This is a genomic window from Pseudomonadota bacterium, from assembly GCA_039196715.1.
Taxonomy (GTDB): Bacteria; Pseudomonadota; Gammaproteobacteria; order CALCKW01; family CALCKW01; genus CALCKW01.
Map to the genome: position 1 here is coordinate 1 of JBCCUP010000111.1, position 10,904 is coordinate 10,904.

Below are 10,904 nucleotides of genomic sequence, written 5' to 3' on the forward strand. Positions count from 1 at the left end.
CCGAGGTATATGGGCAAGCTGCGACGCACCATGACCGCCGCAGCCCCGCCCGTGTCCGGGGCGCCGGCGAGCGTGGCAACGACATCGAAGCGGTAGGCCCAGCGACCCTCGGCGAAAAGGCGATCGAGCTCCGCCCGAATCTGCAAACTTGGAGCGTCCCCTAATATCAGCAAACCCTGCCAGTCACAAGCCTATTGAAACCGATGTGGACATTCAATAATTTGCTCTGAATGATGTGAAATTAGCATCAAACCATCTCGAACAGAATTCGACTAGCCCCAAAAAAATCACGATAAGTCACATACTTGAGCAAGATCATCAAGCCATCGCCAAGGGATTAAGTTCCACTGAACGAACGTTTCATACGACCAGCTCCTTGACAATAAGACCTTCGGTTGGTGTACGATATAGTAATAATGCAACACTGCATATAAATAAATGACTGGCACAGATCGAATTCAACTAGTAGGATCCAGCCGTGAGCTTGAATGCGGACCAAATTGATGAAATTAAGCGTTACATGGATGAGCGCTCCGCTCACTGGCAAGCTGCGAGCCGCGATTCAGCCTCGATTCGAATTTCTGACGAACTGGGGAAAATTGATCAAAAGAATACACGCCGTATTCAGGCAATTTTAGCCCTTGGTGGAGTTACGCTACTGGGCGGATTCGGCTGGGTACTCTCTCAGACTTCTGAAGTTGTAGAGAGCACAGCGATAGCAGAGTTCGCAAAATTTGAGAATAAATTTCAGAGCGACAGAAAGCTTAGAACGCAAGAGCTCAACGAAGAGCTGAGCTTCCTCGCAAATCAAGTAGACAAAGTTGTATCCGCTAGAACAAGTCTCGAAACTGCACTCGAAGGCGTCCAAGGTGCGACAGAGCGCGCACAAGGCCTACTCAACGATATAGATGAGCAGTTAGGCAAACAGAACGCGACGAGCAAGGCTCTAGCCTCTCGCGTACAACAAATCACAGATAGATCGCAAGACGCATTAGCAACAAAAGAACGTGCAGAGGATCTTTTTGAAGAAATCAGGCAGCAGCTACCAGCTTTCAAAAACTCTATAAGAAGCGCTGAGAGGCAAATATCAGAACTTGATCAACTGCAGCACTCTCTGGAATCAGCAAAGGAACTTGCTAAGGATATTGAGTCAGCCCAAGGAAATATCGTAGCCGCAATAGTTGAAAACGAGGAAATAACGCAAGGAATAATCAATAACGCCGGCTTTCCATCGGGTGCAGTAGTTCCATTTCCCGCAACTGAATTCGGCGCGAGCGTATGTCCAGCCGGCTGGTCTTTTTTTGTTGAAGCACAGAACAGATTCATCCTTGGTGCGAGTGACAAGTATTTGCCTAGTACAAAAGGTGGTGAGGAAATGGTAACCCTAGAAATTGCTCAAATCCCGAAACACAGTCACTCATTGTCGACTTCTACAGGGGGTGACCTTCACGACGGCCTCGGCGGATCCACAAACAGGTACGGAATAGACAGAAATTACAATAGCCCAGAAGGCGGGTACATCAATGGCTTTGGGACACTGCACAATACACTCTCCAATACTGGAGGAGGGAAACCGCACAATAATATGCCGCCTTACATCGCTCTATATTTCTGCATAAAAGACTGATGTCTACTGAATTTCAAGGGAAATTAGATCCTTCTTGTTAGATCCAATACTAATCAACCGCTCTCGTATTGAGACCGACAACCCTACGCGGTCATGTCCCTTACCGAACCCGGAACACCGGTCAGTCAGCCACCGCGCCGGACACAGGTCAAGACCCAAACGGGGGATCACCTTCTCCCGCTAGTGGCGTTCGGGCCCGTCGCTACGCGCTCTCATCCAGCATCTGCGCGAGCGCGCGGCTCGACTGTCGGGCCTCCTCGGCGATCTCGGCGACGATCTCCGCAGCCGGTTGCACGCGCTGCACGAGGCCTACGCCCTGTCCGGCCCAGAGGGCCAAGGCTTCCACATCACCGCGCACGTCCGAGGTCGCGGTGTGGGACAGGTAGCGCTGCACGTCGTGGCCGCTGCCGTCGGTCGCGAGCACATCCTCTGCGCCGGGTCGGCGCTCCCGCGGCGGGCCGCCCGCCGCCGCCCAGGCGAGGTAGGTGCTGTTGCGCAACACCCGGTGCGGCGCATCCGGCCAGCCGCGATCAAACACGGTGGTGTAGACCGTGTCGGCCTGGTTTGCCTTGAGCACGTGTTCACGGTAGGTGTCGGCCACGTCGGCCTCGGCCGCGGCGAGAAACCGCGTCCCGATGCAGGCGCCACTGGCCCCCGCCGCGAGCACGGCGGCAAGTCCGCGTCCGTCGGCGATGCCCCCGCCCGCCACAACGGGGACACCCTTGACTTTATCCAGCACGGTTGTCACAAACGGCAGGACGTCGACGTTGCCCCGTACGTGCCCACCGGCACCCCAGCCCTGCGCCACCAGCAGGTCGGCACCCGCGGTGACGGCCTGTTCGGCCTCGGTGACACTGCCGACCTGCACCGACAACAACGCACCGGCGTCGTGCACCAGGTTCGCCCACGGCCCCGCGTCACCCCAGAACAGGTTGACGACAGCGACCTGCTCCCCCAACGCCACATCCAGCGCGTCTTCGAAATGGCCCTCGTAGGGCAACAGGGCATTGACGGCAAACGGCTTGTCGGTCAGCGCACGGGTCGCCCGGATGCGCGCGCGTGCGGTGTCGGTGTCGCAGCCGGTGAGGGTCAGCGTGCCGAGCCCGCCGGCGTTCGACACGGCCGACACCAGGGTCGGCACGGCCGCGCCACCAATGGGTGCCTGGACAATGGGCAGCTCAATCCCGAGCTGCTCGGTCAGGGACGTCTTCACAAGGGGCCTCCTGCGGTGTGAAGCGGGTCCTCCAAGCCTAGTCGACGTGCCTCAGTCGGGCTCCTTTTCCACCCAGCCCGTGTTCACTGGGTGCGCGGTGCGCTGCTCACTCGCCTCGCCCGCGTGCTTGCCCTTGTGCCAGCCAAGGTCCGCGAGGTTGGCCTCAGCCCAGTCGACCGACTCCTGGTCGGTCACAGTCGCAATGGTGTCGTTCCACCGGTTGAGCCACGCCGACAGGCTGTTGACCGCGAGGATCTCGAGGATCTGGGTGTTCGTGTAGTGCGCACGCAGCGCCTCGAAATGCGCGGGCGTGGTGGCGTTGGGAATCTGCGCCGCGGCCCGCACCAGGTCGAGCGCAGCGCGCTCGCCGGCCGAGAACAGCTCGGAGGTCTCGTATTCCCAGATGGCCCGGATGCGGTCGGTGTCGACGCCCATCGAGTTCAACCGGAAGGCCCCGTGCGATTGACAATGCTGGCACCCGCTCGACAGGCTCGCCATGGTGAACAGCTCGATTTTCTGCTGCCGCGAGAGCTCTCGGTCGCTCTGAACCAGCTTGACCAGCCCGAGAAACGCGCCCTGCAACTCGGGCCAGTGGCCCATCTCGAAATCCTGCCGGTTGTTGTATTCCGCCATGTTGTCTTCCTCGGTGTCAGGTCGCCTGTCGCAGCGCAGGCAGACTGCTGTGCCGCACGCGGCGCAGTCTGGACATTATTGCCCTTTGTTGATCCACCCCAGGTTGATCGGGTGCGCCTGGCGCTGTTCGTCGCGCTCACCGGTGTGTTTGCCGATGTGCCAACCGACGTCGGAGAGGTTCTCGGTCGCCCAGTCCACCGACTCCTGGTCGGTGACGGTCGCGATGGTGTCGTTCCAGCGGTTGAGCCAGGCGGCCAGGCTGTTGACTGCGAGAATCTCGATGATCTCGGCGTTGCTGTAGTGCACACGCAAGGCCTCGACGTGTGCTGCAGTGGTCGCATTCGGGCTCTGCGACGCGGCGCGCACGAGGTCGAGCGCCGCGCGCTCGGCGTCGGTGAACAACTCGGACGTCTCGTATTCCCACAGTGCGCGGATGCGCGCGGTGTCGACACCCAGCGCGTTGAGGTGAAAGGCGCCGTGCGACTGACAATGCTGGCAGCCACTGGCAAGGCTCGCCATGGTGAAGAGCTCCTGTTTGAAGCTCACACTCAGGGTGTTCTCGTCGGTCACCACGGTGATCAATGCGTTGAACTGCGCCCGCAGTGCGGGCCAGTGACCCATCTCGAAGTCCTGTCGATCGTGGTACGCCGTCATGACAGCCCCCGCTACGAACGTGCCTGATTGAAGTCGTAGAAGTCCGTGCCCTCGTGAAAGGCGATCCACGCGCGAACGTACTGCTGGTAGCTCTGCAGCGCGGTCAGTTGCGTGCCAGCGAGCGGCCCCTCGACACACCGGCCGAGTGCCGTCCAGCGGGACCCGGTGCCGGTGTCGCTCAGAACGTCATCCGACCAGGTGAAATCCAGGGTCTGACCGTCGACTCGCCGGTCGTAGACCGCGGCCAAGGATTCGTCGGCGGCACTCACCACCAACACCGGTGTGTCGCCGAGCTGGTCCGAGACCACGCGCCGCTTTTTCATCTCGTCCCAGTCGTAGGCGCGCGCCGCGCCGTCGACCTCGACCCCGATCACGAGCGCCGGACGCTCCTGCATGTGCCAGCGGGGCAGACTGGCTTCGTAGTTCATCATGCGGTCGCGCATCATGTACTGCTTTCTGAAGTCCGGGTCGTACTGCAGGATCTCGGAGTCCGGGTGTTTCTCCAGCCAGTGGGCGAGGCTCATCTGCTCGAACGGGATATCGCTCAGCACGTGGCCGCTGCGCGGGCCCTTGACCGCCTCACCGGTCTCCTGCCGCCACCAGGACCCGGTTTGACGGTCGGTGAACACCGCGTTGAACGTGATCGCCCCGACCAGCTCGAAATCCAGCGGCTGGCCATCGACGGTGCGGTCGTAGATGCGGCCACTGCGGCACAGCCCGCAGTAGGTGGCCCAGACCGGTTGCCCGCCGATCTCGTCAGGCACCTGGTGGTGGTAGAACAGCATGCTGGTCGGGTAGGCCTTGGTCGCGCCGTTGACGCTGACTCCGATCACCGGCAAGGCCGGGTCGACCGTGTTGTCGGCGGCGTTTGCGAACACCCGTTGACCGAGCGGCTGGAATTTCACCCGGCCCACCCAGTAGTGGTTGAACACCCAGTAGATGCCCGCCCAGAGCATGCCAAGCAGGATGCTGCCCGGCACCGCGCGCACCTGTTGATCGCCGGTCATGGCAAAGAACAACACGATCAGGGCAAAGCCCAACACGACACGCACGGTCTTGATGTGGGTCCACATCCGGTGCGCGAGGTCGAGCTGCCAGTCGAACTTCTGCAACACCGGCGGTGTGCCGTTGGCACTCAACCCCTTGACGAGTTCGGCGATCACCGCCGCAAAGAACACCAGAAAGTACAGGGTCATCACACCGCTCCGGCGCGCAGCTCGCGCGCATACACCAGGTAGTAGTTTCGCGCACAGGCGTTGAGTGTCTGGTCGGCCAGTGCCTCCAGCGCATCCGCCTTGAGGGCCTTGACCGTGTCCGGTGCGTGCCCGAGGTCAAGCAGGAGGTCGGCGAGCTCGCATGCCCACTGGTGTTCGCCGTCTCCAAGTGCACCCTGAGCGGATGCGAGCACGGCGTCCACCCCGCCAGCGAGGTCCACCAGGCGGCTCGCCCGGTCGCGGCGCGGCGTCGGAAAGAGGTGGGTCGGGTTGCCGTCGAACCAACCGAGCTCGCCTTCGAAGTACGCCCGCGCGGACCATTGCACGCAGCCGTAGAACTCCTGCAAAAAGGGTTTCTCGGCGAATTCGGGCGGCAGCGCGACGTGCTCGATGATCTCGAGCGGCGTCTCGCCGCGGTTCATCGCGTCGACGGTCTGCGCCACCACGCTGCGGATGGCGGCGGCGTAGTCGAGCAGGTGCGATCGGATCAGCTCACGCCCCGCCAGCGGCCGGGTGTGGCCGGGCACGAGTTGCTCGGCGTCGAAGCCGGTCAGCATCTCGAGCGTGTCGGCCCAGACGTCGAAATCGCGGTAGCGCGTGCCGCGGATGGCGTAGAGATTGGGGAAGGACTTGTAATAGTTGTCGCCGGAAATCAGGATCTTCGGTTCAGACCACCACACCACCAGGTGGTCATCCGTTTCGCCCGGCGCGGCGTGCAACGCGAGGTCGAAACCGCACAACGACACGTCCAGGCGGTCGCCCTCGAAGGTGCGCGTCGGCTGAAGGAAGCCAGCGCCCATGCCCTGCATCGGCCGGTCGGACGGGCCGACGCCGAGGCTGATGCGCTCGGTCTTGTCGGCGAGCCCCATGCCGAACTGCCGCTTGGTGCGGTCGAGGATGGCCTTCTTCGGGTTCGGCCGTCCCGACCCGTCGTCCATGATGTCGAGTGAGAGGTTGGCGCGCGAGATGACCTCCGGCTCGCCGCCCTCGGCGAAGACACTCGCGCCGCCGATGTGGTCGCGGTGGCTGTGCGTGTAGATGATCGCCTTGACCGGCAGGTCGGTGACCTCGCGAAAGGCCGCGAGGATGTTGCTGGCGGCGGCGGTGCTCTCGGTGGTGTCGACAATCACCACGCCGTCGTCACCCATCAGCATCGACACGTTCGATGCCGCGTAGCCGACCGCGACCGCGAGGCGGTCGTGCAGCCGCAGCACCGCCTTCTCGAACTCGACGTTGTGCGCGCGCAACCGCTCGATGGGCTTCTCCGCTGAGCTCACAGGTCACCTCCGGGTGGTGTGTGGTGCCGTCACGGTCCGAGCCCGCTCGGCTTTCGGCAGTATATTGGATTGCAATCGACGAGTAATGGGCACCCAGGCGCACGGTGTGTGCGCGAAACGCGAACAATCAAGGCCGCGAACGCTCAGCCAGCGCGGTCACCGAACACGGCTGCGAGCTCCGGGCGTGCCGCCAGGATCCGCTGTTCCCACACCGGCGTCTCGCCGTAGCGCTGGCGGAGAAAGTTGATGAAGATCCGCACTTTCATGGGCACGTGGGCCGTCCGACGGTAGTAGGCCGAGAGCTGCGGGCAGGCGATCTCGAGCGCCGGCAAGACCGGCACCAGTGCACCCGAAACCAACTCGGACTCGATGAAGAACGCGGGCAACATCGCCATGTGGTCGCCGCGCAGCACCGCGGCGCGCAACAACCAGGTGCTGTTGGTCAGCAGCGTCGGAGCGATGGCCACGTCCTGTCGCCGACCCGCCACCATGAAGGGCACCACGCAATCGGGCTCGACGTGGTTGTTGTGGGCAAAGCGGTGCGTGCTCAGCGCTTCGGGTGTGTCCGGGTTGCCGGCACGCGCGAGGTACCCGGCTGTGGCGACCAGTACGCGCCGCAGCGGCAGGATGTCGACTTTCTCGAGGATGCCGCTGTGTCCGCCACCGGCCTGCAGGCAGACGTCAAACCCCTCCTGGACCGGGTCGCAAAACCGCGCGTGCTGTTGCAGTTCGATCGCGAGGTCGGGGTGCTCCGCCTGAAAATCGCACAGGTCCTCCGCGAGGTAGGCCGCGGTGAACGACGGCACGCAACTGACGCGAAACTGGCCCGACAAGCCCCACTCGACCGAACTGACTACCGCCTTGGCGTGGTCGAGCTCGGCCAGGAGGTGCACTGCCCGCTCGTAGAACGCGGCCCCGGCGTCGGTGATCGTCAGCCGCCGGGTCGAACGCTGAATCAACAGCAGCCCGAGGTGCGCCTCGAGCTGGTTGACGCGTTTGGTGATCACCGATTTGACCGTGCCCGACTGGCGCGCAGCGGCCGTGAAGCTGCCGGCTTCCACCACCCGAACGAAGGCCCGCAGGCACGCGAGCTCGTTCACCGGCGTGACCCCACCGCGCCGGGGCGTGGCCGCTTGCGTACCGTCACTGCCATCCGATCCCCGCCGCAGACTGACTCCGCGCCCAAGCCTACTGCGCGGTGCAGCGCGCGGCCACCTCGGCTGTGGCGTTCAGCCCGCGCCGAGCCGGTAACTCGACAGGCGAAAGCTCTCGGGCTTGGCCAGCGCGCCCATGGTCGCGAAGGCGTCTTTCCAGGTTTGCGCCTGCTGGTTGAGGGTGCGCATGTCGTCGATCGAGGTCCAGTAGTTCACGCACAGCCAGGTGCCGTTCTCACCCTCGGCAACGCTGCGGTACAGCAGCGTGTCGTTCTGGTTCATCCGGGCTGTGATCGTCTCGAAAAAGGCACGCACCTCCGCAGGGTCCGCACCCGGCTGCTGCTCAAATTGGACGATCTCGACCGCCGTCGGCACCCGCGCGTCGCCTGCGCCAACGGACTGTGTGGCGCCGCCCCGGACCAGCGTCAACGGCATCTGCAGCGCGCCGGGCCGGGTGTCCGGCGTCGCCAGGGGTTTGCCATCGACAGGCCGCGCACCAAAGAAGAGCCGCCCGCCGTTGACGTAGAGCACCTCGTACTCGGTGGTCGGGCTCGCTGCGCTAACGCCCATGGCCGCGCAGCCACTCGCGAACACGTCCTGCTCGGCGTCTGGCGCCCAACCGCCGGCGCCGCAGCTCGGGTCACTGTTGAGGTAGTCGGCAATGCCCTGCGCGCGGGGCGTCAACCGCAGGTAGTCGTTGACCACCAGGTCCACGTTCATCGCGCTGGGTGCGACCGCGGAGGGCCCGAGCACGGTGACATCGCCGCCAAACGCCAACTCCAGCACCGGCGTCTGGCACGCCGGGTCGGCGTAGTTGGTGAAACGCGCGTCGATGCGGTTGTCGGAGAACGTGATGCGACGGGTCAGGTACCAGTCCTGCACGCCGTCGGGCCCGGATTGCGGCCGCAACTCGCACGCCAGGCTCTGCCACTCGCCGTGCAACACGGCGGTGTCGGTTGACGATGCATTCGCCGCACCCACGGCGGCGACCACGGCACTCGTGCAGGCTGCCGTGGCGAGCGCCGCGGCTCGGGTGAATCTCGGTGTGGGTCGCATGGGGGCTGCTCCTTTGAGTTGACGCGATGAGCGAGCATTGCGCATGCTTTTTCATGCATCAAATTGATAATTTGTATATTTATATCCACACTATGAATAACAGTCTGACCGGTATCGACCTCAACCTGATCACAGCCCTGCACGCCCTGCTCGGCACGCGCTCGGTGTCGCGCGCCGCCGAACAGATCCACCGCACCCAGCCGGCCACCTCCCACGCCCTGGCCCGACTGCGGTCGCACTTCGGTGATCCCCTGCTGGTCCGCAACGGCAGGAGCATGGAACTGTCCGCCCTGGCCACCGCGCTGCAGGCGCCCGTCGAACACGCCGTGCGGCACCTCGACGCTGTCCTCAACACCCGTCAGGATTTCGACCCGGACACCAGCACACGCACGGTACGGATCGCAACCCGGGATATCGGCGTGCCGCTCTTTGCCGACTTCATCGCACAGGTGCACGCCGACGCGCCGGGTATCTGCGTCGAGTTCATCCACACCCCCGACTTCCCGGCAGCCGTCGCCCGCGCCGAGGCCGACGTCGCACTCGGCTTCGGTCGAGAAGTCAAGGACGCGGCCCTGCAATACCATGAGATACCGCCCTTGGCTTTCTCCGTGTTCGCGCCTGCCACGCACCCCTTCGCCAACTCGCCCACGCTCACGCGATGGCGGGCCGCGCACCACATCGGCGTCGGCGGCAGTGGCCGATCGCCCGGGCCGGTCGAGCAAGCCGCCAGCCGGCGGGGCATCGAGCGGCGCTTTGTCGCCGTGGCACCGACGTTCCTCGGCGCGCTCGCGCTCGCCAACACCAGTCACGCCCTGCTGACCACGCTGGAAAAGCCGCTGCTACCGCATGCACAGGCATTGGGAATGGTGTCGCACCGATGCCCTCTTGCGGTGCCTGCAGCCCAGGCCTACCTGCTCAGCCGGGCGGATTTCGGCAACCCCTTCGAGCGCTGGTTGGCCGACACCCTCACCGCCAGCTTCAGCGACGCATGACTGCGCGCGCGCCGACGGGAATGTGTGGATCGCCACGGAAACCGCACACACAAACCCGAACATCTAGCGTGGTTGAACAGCCGCCGCGTCCCACCCGTGCACCGCGACGTCGATGAACAAGGGCATGTGGTCGCTGAGTTGCAACCAGGTATCCGGGTCACCGACCACCAGAGATGACGCGCCGACGATGTCGTCGGGCAGGTAGGCATAATCGAGGTGGTAGGGCTTGTGCCGGTGCCGGTACAGGTAGAAGGTCGGAATGCGCTCCTGCCCCTGCGTTTCGGCGTGCTGCACGTGGTAGAGGCTCTGCAAGCCCATCGCATTCAGCAGCGCGTGGTTGCGGGTGTGGTTGGCGGTCTTGTGCCGCGTGTCCCAGATCGCGTTGCTGTTGAAATCGCCAATCAGCAAGGCCGGCCCCGCCGCAATCTGCTTGCCGTGCTGTTCGATGAACCGCGCGACCTGCCCGGCGTAGGACACGCTGGGTGAGGTGCCACCCATGGCCCAGACACCCACCAGCACCACGCCGTTGCCGAGCCGCACGGGCAGGAAGTGGCGGCAGCCGTGCACGGCCCAGTCGAGGCGGGTGATCGACGACCCGAGCGGCACAAACACCCCGAGGCCCTTGTGCCGGTTCTCCCCGTCCCAACAGCCGTGCCAGCCGGCCTCGCGGTACCGCGCGATCGCCGTGTCGGTGAACTCGCACTCCTGCACCACCAACACGTCCCACTCGCGCGGGCAGAAGTGCTGAATCTTCTCGCGGAATTTCTGTTGGGCATTCCAGCTGATGAGCTTCATGGCACGCGCACACGACAGGTCGACTGCAACCCTAGCCGATTTCAGGGCCCCCAGCCGCGCGCGTCGCGGCCGACGACACGCCCCTCCCGGGGTGCGATACTCCACAGTTGCATCACAGCCCATCACACTGCCCATGACGACACTCGACACCCGCTGCCGGCAACTCGTCGTCGAGCTCGGTCTCGGCGCCGCCGACGACGTGGAGGCCGTCGAACCGCTGACCGGCGGTGTGGCGTCGGACATCGCACGCGTGCGCGTGGCCGGGCGCAACCTCTGCGTGAAATTCGCG

Annotated in this window: 10 protein-coding genes; 2 read left to right on the forward strand and 8 right to left on the reverse strand. The window is 63.9% G+C overall.

Annotated features, from left to right (window positions below; all coding sequences use genetic code 11):
• The first annotated feature begins 478 nt into the window (after window positions 1-478).
• The gene (locus tag AAGA11_21520; protein ID MEM9605452.1) at window positions 479-1,627 is read left to right on the forward strand and encodes a hypothetical protein; all 1,149 of its coding nucleotides are present in this window, start codon (window positions 479-481) and stop codon (window positions 1,625-1,627) included.
• A 202-nt stretch (window positions 1,628-1,829) separates the two neighbouring features.
• Here AAGA11_21520 and AAGA11_21525 read toward each other — a convergent pair whose 3' ends face one another.
• The 7 genes from AAGA11_21525 to AAGA11_21555 form a co-directional block, all read right to left on the reverse strand.
• On the reverse strand, window positions 1,830-2,840 hold the full coding sequence (locus AAGA11_21525) for a nitronate monooxygenase (protein MEM9605453.1): 1,011 nt from the start codon (window positions 2,838-2,840) through the stop codon (window positions 1,830-1,832).
• Window positions 2,841-2,891: 51 nt separating this feature from the next.
• Entirely contained in the window at window positions 2,892-3,473 is a 582-nt protein-coding gene (locus AAGA11_21530) for a carboxymuconolactone decarboxylase family protein (protein ID MEM9605454.1), read from the reverse strand.
• Between the two features lie 75 nt (window positions 3,474-3,548).
• Complete coding sequence (locus AAGA11_21535; GenBank protein MEM9605455.1) at window positions 3,549-4,127, reverse strand: carboxymuconolactone decarboxylase family protein; 579 nt, start codon at window positions 4,125-4,127, stop codon at window positions 3,549-3,551.
• A gap of 11 nt (window positions 4,128-4,138) precedes the next feature.
• Window positions 4,139-5,323: a DUF3179 domain-containing (seleno)protein gene (locus tag AAGA11_21540; protein MEM9605456.1), complete on the reverse strand. Its 1,185-nt coding sequence runs from the start codon at window positions 5,321-5,323 to the stop codon at window positions 4,139-4,141.
• Window positions 5,323-6,618 (reverse strand): alkyl/aryl-sulfatase, encoded by a 1,296-nt coding sequence (locus AAGA11_21545; GenBank protein ID MEM9605457.1) that lies wholly within the window; start codon window positions 6,616-6,618, stop codon window positions 5,323-5,325. The genes AAGA11_21540 and AAGA11_21545 overlap by 1 nt, the downstream gene beginning before the upstream one ends.
• A 143-nt stretch (window positions 6,619-6,761) precedes the next feature.
• Complete coding sequence (locus tag AAGA11_21550; GenBank protein ID MEM9605458.1) at window positions 6,762-7,718, reverse strand: LysR family transcriptional regulator; 957 nt, start codon at window positions 7,716-7,718, stop codon at window positions 6,762-6,764.
• A gap of 129 nt (window positions 7,719-7,847) precedes the next feature.
• The gene (locus tag AAGA11_21555) at window positions 7,848-8,828 is read right to left on the reverse strand and encodes a hypothetical protein (GenBank protein MEM9605459.1); all 981 of its coding nucleotides are present in this window, start codon (window positions 8,826-8,828) and stop codon (window positions 7,848-7,850) included.
• A 92-nt stretch (window positions 8,829-8,920) separates the two neighbouring features.
• Between AAGA11_21555 and AAGA11_21560 the strand changes: the two genes are divergently transcribed.
• A complete protein-coding gene (locus AAGA11_21560; GenBank protein MEM9605460.1) occupies window positions 8,921-9,820 on the forward strand; it encodes a LysR family transcriptional regulator in 900 nt (299 codons plus the stop codon).
• Window positions 9,821-9,883: 63 nt separating this feature from the next.
• Here AAGA11_21560 and AAGA11_21565 read toward each other — a convergent pair whose 3' ends face one another.
• Entirely contained in the window at window positions 9,884-10,615 is a 732-nt protein-coding gene (locus tag AAGA11_21565; protein MEM9605461.1) for an endonuclease/exonuclease/phosphatase family protein, read from the reverse strand.
• Between the last annotated feature and the right edge of the window lie 289 nt (window positions 10,616-10,904).